This window comes from Paraburkholderia sp. (assembly GCF_035948235.1).
Taxonomy (GTDB): domain Bacteria; phylum Pseudomonadota; class Gammaproteobacteria; order Burkholderiales; family Burkholderiaceae; genus Paraburkholderia.
Genome location: NZ_DASZJJ010000316.1, coordinates 23,529 through 35,941 on the forward strand (window position 1 = coordinate 23,529; position 12,413 = coordinate 35,941).

15 protein-coding genes are annotated in these 12,413 nt (G+C 67.9%); 8 read left to right on the top strand and 7 right to left on the bottom strand.

All coding sequences use genetic code 11. From position 1 onward, the window contains the following. Window positions 1-10 precede the first annotated feature (10 nt). Window positions 11-397 (top strand): aspartate 1-decarboxylase, encoded by a 387-nt coding sequence (gene panD / locus VG320_RS28035; protein ID WP_027816621.1) that lies wholly within the window; start codon window positions 11-13, stop codon window positions 395-397. 73 nt (window positions 398-470) lie between these two features. Here panD and VG320_RS28040 read toward each other — a convergent pair whose 3' ends face one another. Further along, complete coding sequence (locus VG320_RS28040) at window positions 471-1,097, bottom strand: ParA family protein (RefSeq protein WP_327203328.1); 627 nt, start codon at window positions 1,095-1,097, stop codon at window positions 471-473. A gap of 241 nt (window positions 1,098-1,338) precedes the next feature. On the opposite strand from VG320_RS28040, the gene VG320_RS28045 reads away from it, so the two are divergent. Then, window positions 1,339-1,758, top strand: a complete 420-nt coding sequence (locus VG320_RS28045) for a PaaI family thioesterase (RefSeq protein WP_327203329.1) — start codon at window positions 1,339-1,341, stop codon at window positions 1,756-1,758. Between the two features lie 33 nt (window positions 1,759-1,791). Here the strand turns inward: VG320_RS28045 and VG320_RS28050 are convergent, their stop codons facing one another. Then, window positions 1,792-3,357: a cobyric acid synthase gene (locus VG320_RS28050; RefSeq protein WP_327203330.1), complete on the bottom strand. Its 1,566-nt coding sequence runs from the start codon at window positions 3,355-3,357 to the stop codon at window positions 1,792-1,794. Between the two features lie 138 nt (window positions 3,358-3,495). On the opposite strand from VG320_RS28050, the gene cobU reads away from it, so the two are divergent. Genes cobU through VG320_RS28070 form a run of 4 tightly spaced genes read left to right on the top strand, consistent with a single transcriptional unit; the run spans window position 3,496 to window position 6,920 of the window. Beyond that, a complete protein-coding gene (gene cobU / locus VG320_RS28055; RefSeq protein WP_327203331.1) occupies window positions 3,496-4,059 on the top strand; it encodes a bifunctional adenosylcobinamide kinase/adenosylcobinamide-phosphate guanylyltransferase in 564 nt (187 codons plus the stop codon). Further along, the gene (locus VG320_RS28060) at window positions 4,053-4,988 is read left to right on the top strand and encodes a CobD/CbiB family cobalamin biosynthesis protein (RefSeq protein WP_327203332.1); all 936 of its coding nucleotides are present in this window, start codon (window positions 4,053-4,055) and stop codon (window positions 4,986-4,988) included. The genes cobU and VG320_RS28060 overlap by 7 nt, the downstream gene beginning before the upstream one ends. Then, window positions 4,981-6,024 (top strand): threonine-phosphate decarboxylase CobD, encoded by a 1,044-nt coding sequence (cobD, locus tag VG320_RS28065; protein ID WP_327203333.1) that lies wholly within the window; start codon window positions 4,981-4,983, stop codon window positions 6,022-6,024. Before VG320_RS28060 ends, cobD begins: the two co-directional genes overlap by 8 nt. Beyond that, a complete protein-coding gene (locus tag VG320_RS28070) occupies window positions 6,024-6,920 on the top strand; it encodes a cobalamin-binding protein (RefSeq protein WP_327203334.1) in 897 nt (298 codons plus the stop codon). Before cobD ends, VG320_RS28070 begins: the two co-directional genes overlap by 1 nt. A 30-nt stretch (window positions 6,921-6,950) precedes the next feature. Here VG320_RS28070 and cobC read toward each other — a convergent pair whose 3' ends face one another. From cobC to VG320_RS28095, 5 genes are all read right to left on the bottom strand, one after another. Then, window positions 6,951-7,550, bottom strand: a complete 600-nt coding sequence (gene cobC / locus VG320_RS28075; RefSeq protein WP_327203335.1) for an alpha-ribazole phosphatase — start codon at window positions 7,548-7,550, stop codon at window positions 6,951-6,953. Further along, window positions 7,535-8,302, bottom strand: coding sequence for an adenosylcobinamide-GDP ribazoletransferase (locus VG320_RS28080; RefSeq protein WP_327203336.1), 768 nt, complete (start codon window positions 8,300-8,302; stop codon window positions 7,535-7,537). Before VG320_RS28080 ends, cobC begins: the two co-directional genes overlap by 16 nt. Window positions 8,303-8,328: 26 nt before the next feature. After that, window positions 8,329-9,399 carry a nicotinate-nucleotide--dimethylbenzimidazole phosphoribosyltransferase gene (gene cobT / locus VG320_RS28085; protein WP_327203341.1) on the bottom strand — a complete coding sequence of 357 codons (1,071 nt, stop codon included), beginning with the start codon at window positions 9,397-9,399 and terminating at the stop codon, window positions 8,329-8,331. Window positions 9,400-9,478: 79 nt separating this feature from the next. Continuing rightward, window positions 9,479-10,300, bottom strand: a complete 822-nt coding sequence (locus VG320_RS28090) for an ABC transporter ATP-binding protein (RefSeq protein WP_327203337.1) — start codon at window positions 10,298-10,300, stop codon at window positions 9,479-9,481. Continuing rightward, window positions 10,297-11,298: an iron ABC transporter permease gene (locus tag VG320_RS28095; RefSeq protein WP_327203342.1), complete on the bottom strand. Its 1,002-nt coding sequence runs from the start codon at window positions 11,296-11,298 to the stop codon at window positions 10,297-10,299. The genes VG320_RS28090 and VG320_RS28095 overlap by 4 nt, the downstream gene beginning before the upstream one ends. A 539-nt stretch (window positions 11,299-11,837) precedes the next feature. Between VG320_RS28095 and VG320_RS28100 the strand changes: the two genes are divergently transcribed. Together VG320_RS28100 and VG320_RS28105 are read left to right on the top strand one after the other, a co-directional pair. Continuing rightward, the gene (locus tag VG320_RS28100) at window positions 11,838-12,191 is read left to right on the top strand and encodes an ATPase (RefSeq protein WP_327203338.1); all 354 of its coding nucleotides are present in this window, start codon (window positions 11,838-11,840) and stop codon (window positions 12,189-12,191) included. Continuing rightward, window positions 12,188-12,413 (top strand): cell division protein ZapA (locus tag VG320_RS28105; RefSeq protein ID WP_327203339.1); only part of this gene is annotated, 226 nt, incomplete at its 3' end. The genes VG320_RS28100 and VG320_RS28105, both read left to right, overlap by 4 nt.

Here is a 12,413-nt window from a genome sequence, read left to right on the forward strand (position 1 = left end):
GAGACATTCCATGCAACGCCATATGCTGAAATCGAAGATCCACCGCGTCGCCGTCACGCACTGCGAGCTGCACTATGAAGGCTCGTGCGCAATCGACGAAAACCTGCTCGAAGCGGCGAACATCGTCGAAAACGAGCGGATCGACATCTGGAACATCAACAATGGCGAGCGCTTTTCGACTTACGCGATCAAGGGCGAACGCGGCAGCGGCATGATTTCGCTGAACGGGTCGGCGGCGCGTCGCGCGCAACTGGGCGACCTCGTCATCATCGCCGCCTTCGCGAACGTCGACGAAGCAGAACTCAAGGCTGGCTGGAAGCCCGACCTCGTGTTCGTCGACGAGAACAACCGCATCAAGGGCAGCCGCGACCACGTGCCGACGCAGAACTGGACCTGAGCGCTTCAGGCAAGTTCAGGCAACGCCAGTCGTAAAAACGGGAGCCATCTGGCTCCCGTTTTTTATTTCCCGCTTATTTTGAATTCACCCAGGCCAGAATCGACTGCCACTGGTCGAGATCCTTCTCCACGCGGCTTTTCGCGACGTCCCAGATCGTGAGCCCGTGCGCCGCCAGCTGCACGTAGTTCTGCGTGTCGCGCAGGTAGCCCAGCACGGGCAGTTCCAGCCCTTCCACAAAACGCTGCAACTGCTCGGCCGAGCGCGTACGCGCGTCCACCCGCATGCCCACCACGCCGACCTTGATGGCGCCCTTGCGCACGGCCTTTTCCTTGGCCAGCCGGTCGAGAAAATCCTTGGTCGCGAGAATGTCGAACATCGACGGCTGCAGCGGCACGATCACCTTGTCCGCCAGCTCGACGATGGCGTTCAGGCGGTTGCCGTGCAGGCCTGCCGGCGTGTCGATCACGGCGTGCTCGAGGCCCTTGGGGGGCTTGGCCGGATGATCCAGATCGACCGACCAGCTCTCGATCGCCGGCAGCGCCGCGGGCCGCAGGTCGAGCCAGGCGTGCGCCGACTGCTGCCGGTCCAGATCGGCGAGCGCGACCCACTCGCCTTGCGCCGCGAAATAGCCGGCCAGATTGGTGGACAGCGTGCTTTTGCCGACGCCGCCCTTGGGGTTCGCCACCACGATCACCGTCATGAATGCTCCCGTCAGGATGGCTGGCGCCTGGGCCAGCCGGTTTGCCGATTCTGCCAATCTCTGGTGCGCGCTTCAGTACACGTCTGGCGCGCGTTGCTGCGTATTTTCACTGCGGTTTCGGCCTCAGCCGATTGCGCAACCGTCCGATAATATCGGCAAATGCTGCGGGGTCGAAGCCCCGAACCCGCAAACAGCCGCCTCAAAACCCATTCTCTCGACCTCGAACGGAGACCTTCGTCCCATGAGCACGCTGCGCACCGACATCACCATCGACTCCCTGCACGAGCGCCAGCGCGGCCGCCTGCCCGATCTGATCGGCTTTCGCGCGGTCGCGCTCGAACAGGGCATCCTGCGCGCGGAACTCGACATCCGCAGCGAACTGCTCGCGCCCAACGGCTTTCTGCATGCGGCCACCGTCGTCTGTCTCGCCGATACGGCCTGCGGCTACGGCTGCTTCGCCCATCTGCCGGCCAACGCGAAGAACTTCACGACCATCGAACTCAAGAGCAATTTCCTTGGCACCGCGCGCGAAGGCCGTCTGAGCGTCGTGGCGACGGGCGTGCACCTCGGGCGCAGCACGCAGATCTGGGACGCCACCGTCACCGGCCCGGACGGCAAGACCACGGCCCTGTTCCGCTGCACGCAGATGGTGCTGTACTGACACCGGCGGCCAATTAGACCAAGCAGAGACCAATCAGCCCATGGCCGCGTACAGACGCGGCAAATCGAGGCTGGCCGCAAGCGTGTCGGCGAGCCGTTCGAGCGACGCCTCGCGCAGCGCCGGGTAATCCACCTGCTGCGCCGACGCGAGCCCCGCCCAGCCAAGCAGCGCGGCGCATGCCTGTGGCGTGTCGAACAAACCGTGCAGATAGGTCGCGAAAATCTGCCCATCCGCCGACTGCGCCCCATCCACGCGCACTTCGCCGCGCGCTTCCTGCGCTTGCCCTTCGATCGAATCGATATGCAGCGCGGGCGAATCCAGCGCCGCGCCGCGCGTCACGCCCATGTGAATCTCGTAGCCGCGCACCGGCGCGCCCGCTGTGCCGTCCGCACCTTCGCCGAGCGTGAGCCGCCCCGTCACGTTGCGCAGCGCCTTCTCGCGCGTAAGTTCAGTCTCGTAGTCGAGCCAGCCGAAACCCGCCGTCGTCCCAGGCTCGCCTTCGACGCCATGCGGATCGGCGATCGCGCGCCCGAGCATCTGCATGCCGCCGCAGATGCCGATCACGCGCCCGCCATAACGCAGATGCCGTTCCAACGCCTTGTCCCAGCCCTGCGCGCGCAGCCACGCCAGGTCGTCGCGCACGTTCTTTGAACCCGGCAGGATCACCAGATCGGCGGCGGGCGGCGCATTGCCCGCGCGCACATAGCTGAATTCGACCTGCGGATGCACGCGCAGTGCGTCGAAATCGGTGTGGTTGCTGATGTGCGGCAGCGCCGGCACCACCACACGCAGCGCCTCGCCGCCCGCCTGGGCGTGCGTGTGCGCGGCGCCGGGCAGCATGTCCTCGGCGTCGAGCGTGAGGCCGTGCAGGTAGGGCACCACGCCCAGCACGGGCTTGCCCGTCTGCGCCTCCAGCCAGTCCAGCCCAGGCTTGAGCAGCGACGGATCGCCGCGAAACCGGTTGATGATGAAGCCCTTCACGCGCGCGCGCTCGCTGTCCGACAAACACGCGAGCGTGCCAATCAGATGCGCGAACACGCCGCCACGGTCGATATCGGCGACCAGCACGACGGGGCAATCGACGGCCTCGGCGAAGCCCATATTGGCGATATCGTTGGCGCGCAGGTTGATTTCGGCGGGACTGCCCGCGCCTTCGACGAACACCGTGTCGTAGCCCGCGCGCAGCCGCCCGTACGACTCCAGCACGGCCTCACGCGCGAGCGGCTTGTAGCTCTGGTACGCGCGCGCATTGAGGTTCATGCGCGCCTTGCCGTGAATGATGACCTGCGAGCCCATGTCGCTATTGGGCTTGAGCAGCACGGGATTGAGGTCGGTGTGCGGCGCGATGCCCGCGGCGATCGCCTGCAGCGCCTGGGCGCGGCCGATCTCGCCGCCGTCCTCGGTCACGGCGCTATTGAGCGCCATGTTCTGCGGCTTGAACGGCGCCACGCGCACGCCCGCGCGCCGCGCGAGACGGCACAGGCCCGCCACCAGCGTACTTTTGCCAGCGTCGGACGTGGTGCCCTGGATCATGAGCGTGCCCAGCGGTACAGCAGGCACGGCAGGTACAGCAGGCACGGCGGGAAAAGAGGCGGACATGGTGGCGTGTGGCTTCCGATGGTATGCAAACGGGCGAACGCGCATTATCCCATCGCCCTTCCACCCGCCGCCGCGCGCCCCTGCGAGGTTCGCGGATACCCGCGCAAATCCCCCTGAGACAGCCGCTACAATCACGCGATGATTTCACGCGATCTCCACTTCATCGTCGGCGGCGCGCGCTCGGGCAAGAGCGCCCTGGCCGAGCGCCTCGCCGCCGACAGCGGCCTGCCGGTCACCTACATCGCCACCGCCGCCGTCCCCACGGGCGAACATGCCGATGCCGAATTCAACGCCCGCATCGGCCATCACCGCGCGCGGCGGCCCGCACACTGGGGCCTCGTCGAAGCGTCGCTCGATCTCGCCGGCGCGCTGGACGCCGCAGCGGCGCCTGGCCACTGCGTGCTGATCGACTGCCTCACGCTCTGGCTCGCCACCCTGCTGTGTCCGCCCGACTCCGAAAGCCCGCGCCCCGACTGGCGCGAGCGCATCGACGCTTTCGCGACGGCCTGCGAGCGTGCGCGCGGCACGGTGCTGGTGGTCAGCAACGAAATCGGCATGGGCGTCGTGCCGATGGGCGCGGCCACCCGCCTCTATGTCGACGAACTCGGCCGCCTGAACCAGCGCATCGCCGCGCTCGCCGACCGAGCCACACTGGTGGCCGCGGGTCTGCCGCTGGTTTTGAAGGCCCCCGAGTCATGCTGAGTCTGCCCGTCACCGCCGCGCTCGCCGTGGCCGGCGTCGCCGTCGACCGCTGGTTCGGCGAGCCGCGCCGCGCGCATCCGCTCGTCGCCTTCGGCGCGCTCGCCGGGCGCATCGAGAAGCGTCTGAACACGGGTCGGCGCGGCCGTCCGCTTGGGCTGCTCGCCTGGCTGCTGGCCGTCGTGCCTCCCGTCGCCGTCGCGGCGGTCCTGTGCGCGGCGCTGCCCTGGCCGTTCGGCTGGGCGCTGCACGTCGCGCTGCTGTGGTTCGCCCTCGGCGCCCGCAGCCTGGAAGAGCACATCGCGCCCATCGCCCAAGCGCTCGCCGAACGCGATCTCGCCGCTGCTCGCGCGCTCACCGCGCGCATCGTCTCGCGCGACACCGCCAACGCCGACGCCACCGCACTTTCGCGTGCGGCCTGCGAATCGGCGCTCGAAAACGGCAACGACGCGATCTTCGGCGCGCTGTTCTGGTTCGCCATCGCGGGTGGGCCGGGCGCGCTGGCGTTTCGCCTCGCCAACACGCTCGACGCGATGTGGGGTTATCGCACGCCGCGTTTCCTGCGATTTGGCTGGGCGGCGGCACGCATCGACGACGTGCTCAACTGGATTCCCGCGCGCCTCACCGCCACGAGCTACGCGCTGCTAGGCGACACGCGCGTGGCGCTGCGCTGCTGGCGCGAGCAGGCGCGCCGCTGGGAAAGCCCGAACGCCGGCCCGGTGATGGCCGCGGGCGCGGGCAGTCTGAACTTGCTGCTGGGGGGCGCCGCGGTCTATCACGGCGCCGTTGAGGAACGTCCGCCGCTCGGCGCGGGCTTGCCGCCGCGCGCGCAGGACGTGGAAGCCGCACTGCACCTCGTCGAGCGCACGACGATCCTGTGGCTCGCCGTGCTAATCGCGCTGGCTTTCGTGAGCGTGGCCACCCATGTCTGAAATCGCAAGTAACAGGGAAAACGCGCCGCGCATGGTCGCGCACGGCGGCAACCTGCGCGAGGCCGCGCAGCGCTACGGCATTGGCTGGGACGAGTGGATCGACCTGTCGACCGGCATCAATCCGCACGGCTATCCAGTGCCGCCCGTGCCCGCTTCGGCGTGGCGGCGCCTGCCCGAAGACGGCGACGGCTTCGCGGCCTGCGCCGCGCGCTACTACGAAGCGCCCGACGCGCAACACGTCCTGCCCGTGGCAGGCAGCCAGGCGGCGATCCGCGCCCTGCCCGCGCTATTGCCTGCCGCGCGCGTGGCGATCGCGCCGCTCACCTACGGCGAGTACGCGCCCGCGTTCACCCAGGCGGGGCATACGGTCGTGCCGCTCGACATCGCCGCCAATACCTTGCCCGATCACATCACACACGCCGTGGTCGTCAATCCGAACAACCCGACCGCGACGCTCGTGGCACGCGACACGCTCCTGCGCTGGCACGCGCAACTGGCGGCGCGCGGCGGCACGCTGATCGTCGATGAAGCGTTCGCCGATGCCTTTGCTCCCGCGCGCGCAGCGTCGCTCGCAGATGCCGTCGATCGCGAAGGCCTGGTCGTGCTGCGCTCGCCGGGCAAGTTCTTCGGCCTCGCGGGCGCGCGCTGCGGCTTCGCGCTTGCGCAGCCCGCCTTGCTCGCCGCATTGCGCGCGCGGCTGGGCGCCTGGACCGTGAGCGGCCCGGCGCGCCATGCCGTCACCCACGCGTTCGAAGACAACGCGTGGCAAACGGCGATGCGCGAGCGGCTCGCAACGGAAGGCGAACGCCTGGCGGCGTTGCTCGCATCACACGGTTTCACGCCGCATGCCACGCCGCTCTACGCCTGGATCGCCGATGCGCGCGCCGCGCAGTTGCAGGACGCGCTCGCCGCACGCGCGGTCTGGACGCGCCGCTTCGATGCGCCCGCGAGCCTGCGCTTCGGCCTGCCCGCCTCTGAAGACGAGTGGCAGCGCTTTGCCACGGCGCTCGCGCAGGCAGTCGAGGCAATCGGCTGATGCGCGCGCTGCTTCGTCTCGCGCTAACGCTGGCCGCCGCATTCGCCATCGACATCGCGCACGCCGCGCCCGTGAGCGCCATCGACGATAGCGGCGCGACCGTTACGCTCGCCGCGCCTGCGCAGCGTGTCGTGAGCCTCGCGCCTCACGTCACCGAGCTGATCTACGCGGCCGGCGGCGGCGCGAAGCTGGTCGGCGCAGTGAGCTACAGCGATTACCCGCCGCAGGCGAAGAACGTGCCGCGCGTGGGCGACAACCGCGCGCTCGACCTCGAACGCATCGCCGCGCTCAAGCCCGATCTGATCGTTGTCTGGCGTCACGGCAATGCGCAGCAGCAGCTCGACCGGCTGCGCGAGATGCACATTCCGCTGTTCTTCAGCGAGCCGCATCATCTCGACGATGTGGCGACTTCGCTGACGCGTCTGGGCGTGCTGCTCGGCACAGAGAAAACCGCGCGGGATGCAGCAAACGCGTATCGCGGCCAGATCGCGCAATTGCGCGCGACCTACGCGCACCATGCGCCGGTGAGCGTGTTCTACGAGGTGTGGGATCAGCCGCTCATGACGATCAACGGCGAGTCGATGATTTCCGATGCGATCGCGCTATGCGGCGGCCGCAACGTGTTCGCCGCGCTACGCCCGCTGGTGCCCACGCTGTCGACCGAAGCCGTGATCGCCGCGAATCCCGATGCAATCGTGACGGCCTCGCCAGGCGCCACGACGCCGGATCGGCCGCTGCCCGCGCTCGAACGCTGGCGCGCGTGGCCGCAGTTGAAGGCGGTGGCGCACGGCAACCTTTACGCCATCGACGGCGATCTGCTCACGCGCGCGGGGCCACGCATCGCGCAAGGCGCGCAGCAGCTTTGCGAAGACCTGCAGCGTGCCCGCACGAATTAATCCGGAATCCAAATAATTATCCGGAATGGTTTAAGCGTTCCAGCGCGAAAGCAGCCACTCGCCGCCGGACTGTTCGCGCCGCAGCACCACAATGGCCGCCATCTCCAGCGGCCAGCGCACGCAGCGCTCCAGTGGCACGCCCAGTGCGCGCGCCGCCACCGTGCGGATCACGCCCGCATGCGCCACCGCCCAGATCGTTGCACGCGCATCGGGTTGACGCGCATCGAGCGATTCGAACCAGGCCGTCGCGCGCGCATCGAATTGCGCAACGCTCTCGCCGCCGTGGTCGCGCGCGTGCAGGAAATTGGCGGCCCACGCATCGATCTGCGTGCGCTCGATGCCCTCCCAGCGCTGCATCTCCCATGCACCGAAATCCATCTCCGCGAGGCGCGCGTCTTCGTGCGGCTCAAGCGCGCCCTGCTCGCGCGCGAGTACGCGCGCCACGCTTGCGCAACGTGTCAGCGGACTCGTTTCGATGCGCGCGGGCGCACGCACACCCAGCGCCTTCAGCCGGGCGGCGATCGACGCCGCGCCGGCTTCGGCATCCGCCGCCAGCGCCACATCGGAGCGGCCATAACAGATGCCGGCCTCGACCGCCACGGCCGGATGGCGAATCAGGACGAGATCCATGCGAGTCCCATGAGATAAATCGCGAGTTCGAAAATCTGCTGCGCGAAGCCAAGGCAATCGCCCGTATAGCCGCCGATGCGCCGCACGAAGTAGCGCCCAAGCACGAAGCGCAGCACGAAAAGCACCGCGAGCGTCGCCACGCCCGCGCGCCAGTGCGGCCACGCGGGCCAGAAAAGCCACGGCAAACCGAACACGGCCGCCACAATCAACGCGAGCGTGCTCAAACGCTGCGCGACCGGCTTGGCCTTGCCTTCGGGGCGCACGTATTCGAGCGAGGCCAGATAGCTGATCGCGAACACGCGGCTTGCCGCATGGCCCGCGATCATCAGCGTGGCCGCGCGCAATGGCGGCAGCGAGGCGAGCGTCTGCCACTTGAGCGCGAGCGCGACGACCAGACCGATCGCGCCGAACGCGCCGATGCGCGAGTCGTGCATGATGCGCAGCACGTCCTCTTTACGGTACGCGCCGCCGAAGGCGTCGAGACAATCGGCCAGACCGTCCTCATGAAACGCGCCCGTCACCAGCAAGGTAGCGGCCATTGAAAGCAGCACGGCCACGCCTGGGGGAAACACATGCAGCGCGGCCAGATAGACGAGCGCCGCCAGCGCGCCGACCAACACGCCAACCAGCGGAAAATAGCGCGCCGCCGCGTTGAGCCACTGCGGCTCGAAACCGACCCAGCGCGGCACTGGCACGCGCGTGAAATAGCCGAGCGCCGTGAAGAAGTAACGCACTTCCATGAGCGGATTCATGACGCTCGCGCTTTGATCCGCTTCGCTCAATGCCCGCGCTCGCTGCGATCATCGACGCCTGCCGATTCGAAGCTCGCCATCTCGTTGAGGAAGGCCGTGGCCGCGCGCAGGAGCGGCACCGCGAGCGCCGCGCCCGTGCCTTCGCCCAGACGCAGATCGAGCGTGAGCAGTTCGCGCGCGCCGAAATGATCGAGCATGCGCCGGTGCCCCGCCTCGTTCGACGCATGCGCGAACACGCAGTAATCGCGTACGTGCGGCGACAGTGCATCGGCGACCACCAGCGCCGACGTGGCGATAAAGCCGTCCACGAGAATCGCCATGCGCTGACGCGCCGCTTCCAGATACGCGCCCGCCATCATGGCGATTTCGAAGCCGCCGAAGGTTGCGAGCACATCGATCGGCTCGCGCGCATTCGCGTGGTGCGCGAGCGCCGCCGCCAGCACGTTGCGCTTTTTCGCCAGGCCCGCGTTGTCGAGGCCCGTGCCGCGGCCGACGCATTCGTCGATCGGCACGCCGCACAGGCGGCTCATGAGGCAAGCCGCCGCCGATGTATTCGCGATGCCCATTTCGCCAAAGCCGATCACGTTGGTGCCGAGCGCCGCGTGATGGCGCACGCGCGCCGCGCCCGCCGCGAGCGCCGCGATGGTCTGTTCGCGCGTCATCGCGGTGTCGTGGGCGAAGTTGCGCGTGCCTTGCGCGATCGGCAGGGAAATCAGCTTCGAGGTATCGACGTTGGGCAGCGGCGTGGCCACACCCGCATCGACGATTTCCAGTTCGAGTCCGGCCACGCCGCTGAACGCGTTGATGGCCGCGCCGCCCGCAAGAAAGTTCGCGACCATCTGCGCGGTGACGGCCTGCGGATAGGGACTCACGCCTTCGTGCGCAATACCGTGATCGCCCGCGAACACGATCATCGCCGGACGCACGACGCGCGGCTGGGTGGTGCGCTGGATCATGCCGAGCTGGCGCGCCAGCGTTTCAAGACGCCCGAGGCTGCCAGGCGGCTTGGTCTTGGTGTCGATGAGATGCTGCAGCGTGTCGCGCAGCGAGGTGTCGAGCGGCTCGACGGCGCGCAGATCGGAAAGCGTGGTGGTCATATCGGTTGGGTTCTTTGCAATGCGTTGCATTCAGTGTGCACGATGGCGATCGAGCGTTCGTGCGCGTGTTCGTATCCAGTCAGCGCTCGTTAGTGTAAAAGGCCTGCCCCAGCGCGGGCACCAGCGCCTCGTGCGGGCCGTCGCGGATCAGCGCGAGCGGATGGCCGAACGCCTCGCTCGCACGCTCGGCCGTGAGCACGTCGCGCACCGGCCCGGCCCAGCAGCCGCCGCGACCGTCGAGCAGCAAGGCGTGCGTCGCGTAGCGGCGCGCAAGGTTGAGATCGTGACACGACAGCACCACCGTGCGTGAAGCGGCGCGCACCCATTGCGCGAGCGCTTCGAGACAGGCGATCTGGTGATGCAGATCGAGATGCGCGAGCGGCTCGTCGAGCAACAGCAGCGGCGCATCCTGGCACAGCACCGCCGCGAGCGCGACGCGCTGACGCTCGCCGCCCGAGAGCGCGAGCACATCGCGCGCGGCGAATGCTTCAAGGCCGAGCTGTGCGAGCGCTGCGTGCGCGGCGGCGCGATCCTCGTCGCTTTCCCAGCCCCAGCCCGCCAGATGCGGATAACGGTTGAGCAGCACGATGTCGAGCACGCTCGCGCTGAAAGCATCGCGCACGTCTTGCGGCATCAGCGCGCGGCGTTGTGCGAGATGCGCGGGCTTCCAGTCGCGCAGCGCGACGCCGTCGATTTCGACATGACCCGCGGCGGGTGCACGCAAGCCCGCGAGCGTGGCGATCAAGGTGGTTTTGCCCGCGCCGTTCGCGCCAGCCACGCACCAGATTTCGCCTGCGCCGAAGCGTTGTGTGAGGTTTTCGACGAGCGTGCGTGCACCCACGTTCAACGTGAGCGAGTGCGTGGAAAGCAAGGGCGTCGTCGTGTTCATCGCCTGGCTCATGAGGTGCGCCTGCGCAGCAGCATCCACAGGAACACCGGCACGCCCGCGAGCGCGGTCACGACGCCCACCGGCAATTGCGTGGGCGCGGCAAGCGTACGCGCCGCGAGATCGGCGGCCATCACCGCGAGGCCCCCTGCGAGCGCCGCCGCCGGCACGAGCATGCGCTGGTCGTTGCCGAACGCGAGCCGCAACACATGCGGCACAACCAGCCCGACAAAGCCGATAGTGCCGCCCGTCGTCACGGCCGCCGCTGCCGCGAGCGACGCCGCCAGATAAACGCCCAGGCGCAGACGCAGCACCGGCACGCCGAGCGCCTGCGCAGCGGCGTCGCCGCGCAGCAGCACGTTCAGACGCGGCGCGGCGCTCACGCCGAACATCAGCACAAGCGCCAGCGCGATCCATGCGGGCCACGCCGTACCAATGCCGTCGAGATCGCCGGTGAGCCAGAACAGCATGCCGCGCAGCCGCGTATCGGGCGCGAGCGTGAGCAGCAAGGTGATGAGCGCGCCCCACCCGGCCGCCGTGACCGCGCCCGTGAGCAGAAGGCGTGGCGAGCTGTCCTGCGGTTCGCCGCGCCAGAGTTCGCGGCGCGCAAGGCCAAGCACGAGCAGGATCGACGCGAACGCGCCCGCACAGGCGCTCGCCTGCACGGCCCACCATGCGCAACCCGCGATCATGGCGACGAGAGCGAACGCGGCCGCGCCGCCCGATACGCCCAGCACGTATGGCTCCGCAAGCGGATTGCGCAGCAGCACCTGCAACAGCGCGCCCGCGAGCGCGAGCAGCGCGCCACAGGCAAAGCCGCCGAGCGCACGCGGTAGACGCAGCGTATGGACGATGTCGCTAGCGAGATCGTGCGCGCCTGCCGTGGGTATCAGCGCGTGCAGTGCCTGCGCAAACGTCACCGGCACGCTGCCCGTCACGAGCGACGCGAGAAACACCAGGCACGACGCCACCGCGAGCGCGCACCAGATCGTCACGGCGCGGCGCGCATGCATCGCGGGACGAGCGCCACCAGGCGCGCGCGCGGCAGAGGCCGCGTGAGCGTGGCGCGGTTCGTCGGGACTTACGGTTCGCATCGTGGGCGGTGGTCGAATTCAGGAGGTGGCGAGACGTGCTGCGCTATTGTCCGTTTTTTTGCCGGCTGCAACGTAATAGCCCGCAAAAGCGTGCGCAAAACAGCGCGCAAATAAAGCCTGCAAAACATGTACATAAAACACGCGTTTAACACGCGCTCAACAGGCGTTTGTGCGGCGACGTCTTGGCCCCCGTTTCAGGTGGCGCAAGCGTCTCTGGAAGCGCTCTTCGATCGGGCGTCAACAAAGCGTCATTATTGCGCTGCACACGTGCCACGCCGCTTTTTCGACCGGGAAAAAATACGTTCTCAAGGCTCGAGAACTGCAAGATACGGGCAAGGAACAGGCAAGAATCGCGCGATTAACAAGCAAGAAGCAGGGTTGTTACGTCTAGAAACGTCGCGAATGTCGGAATACGCGACAATCCGCGCTAGAATGCCTGTCTTTAGAGGACGCAGCACATGCTCAACGAACTCGAAACACTCTCACAAAACATCGGGCGGCTGATCGAGATCAATCAGCGCCATCATGAAGCACGCGTGGCGCTCGAAGAGCAACTCGCGCAATTAAACGCGCAATGCGAAGCAACGCGCGCCGAACTCGAACAGGTACGCTCAGAACGCGACGCGCTGCAGGCCGAGCGCGATGGTCTGTCCGCCAAGATCGACGACGCGCAGGTGCGCCTGAACGCGATCCTCGAAAAGCTGCCCCGCGCACGCGCGAGCGCAGAGCGCGAGAACCAGCTCGATCTGCTCGACCCGTCGTCGCAGGATGCCGCCGCCGACAACGCCGCTCGCCACGGAGAAAATGCATGACGACCAAACAGATCGAAGCGACGATTCTCGGCCAGACCTATCGCCTCGCCTGTTCGCCGGAAACCGAAGCCGCGCTGCTCGAAGCGGTCGCGCGCGTGGATGCGGAAATGTCGAATATCCGCAATCACAGCAACGTGCGCGGTCAGGACCGTATTGCAGTGATGGCAGCGCTTTCGCTGGCCTCGGAACTGCTGCGCCTGCAGACCAGCGTGCGTCACGGCG

What these genes read in the sequence shown, in the direction of transcription:
- panD (WP_027816621.1), top strand. Translation starts at nt 11, where the DNA reads ATGCAACGCCATATGCTGAAATCGAAGATCCACCGCGTCGCCGTCACG.
- VG320_RS28040 (WP_327203328.1), bottom strand. Translation starts at nt 1,097, where the DNA reads ATGACGGTGATCGTGGTGGCGAACCCCAAGGGCGGCGTCGGCAAAAGC.
- VG320_RS28045 (WP_327203329.1), top strand. Translation starts at nt 1,339, where the DNA reads ATGAGCACGCTGCGCACCGACATCACCATCGACTCCCTGCACGAGCGC.
- VG320_RS28050 (WP_327203330.1), bottom strand. Translation starts at nt 3,357, where the DNA reads ATGTCCGCCTCTTTTCCCGCCGTGCCTGCTGTACCTGCCGTGCCTGCT.
- cobU (WP_327203331.1), top strand. Translation starts at nt 3,496, where the DNA reads ATGATTTCACGCGATCTCCACTTCATCGTCGGCGGCGCGCGCTCGGGC.
- VG320_RS28060 (WP_327203332.1), top strand. Translation starts at nt 4,053, where the DNA reads ATGCTGAGTCTGCCCGTCACCGCCGCGCTCGCCGTGGCCGGCGTCGCC.
- cobD (WP_327203333.1), top strand. Translation starts at nt 4,981, where the DNA reads ATGTCTGAAATCGCAAGTAACAGGGAAAACGCGCCGCGCATGGTCGCG.
- VG320_RS28070 (WP_327203334.1), top strand. Translation starts at nt 6,024, where the DNA reads ATGCGCGCGCTGCTTCGTCTCGCGCTAACGCTGGCCGCCGCATTCGCC.
- cobC (WP_327203335.1), bottom strand. Translation starts at nt 7,550, where the DNA reads ATGGATCTCGTCCTGATTCGCCATCCGGCCGTGGCGGTCGAGGCCGGC.
- VG320_RS28080 (WP_327203336.1), bottom strand. Translation starts at nt 8,302, where the DNA reads ATGAATCCGCTCATGGAAGTGCGTTACTTCTTCACGGCGCTCGGCTAT.
- cobT (WP_327203341.1), bottom strand. Translation starts at nt 9,399, where the DNA reads ATGACCACCACGCTTTCCGATCTGCGCGCCGTCGAGCCGCTCGACACC.
- VG320_RS28090 (WP_327203337.1), bottom strand. Translation starts at nt 10,300, where the DNA reads ATGAGCCAGGCGATGAACACGACGACGCCCTTGCTTTCCACGCACTCG.
- VG320_RS28095 (WP_327203342.1), bottom strand. Translation starts at nt 11,298, where the DNA reads ATGCATGCGCGCCGCGCCGTGACGATCTGGTGCGCGCTCGCGGTGGCG.
- VG320_RS28100 (WP_327203338.1), top strand. Translation starts at nt 11,838, where the DNA reads ATGCTCAACGAACTCGAAACACTCTCACAAAACATCGGGCGGCTGATC.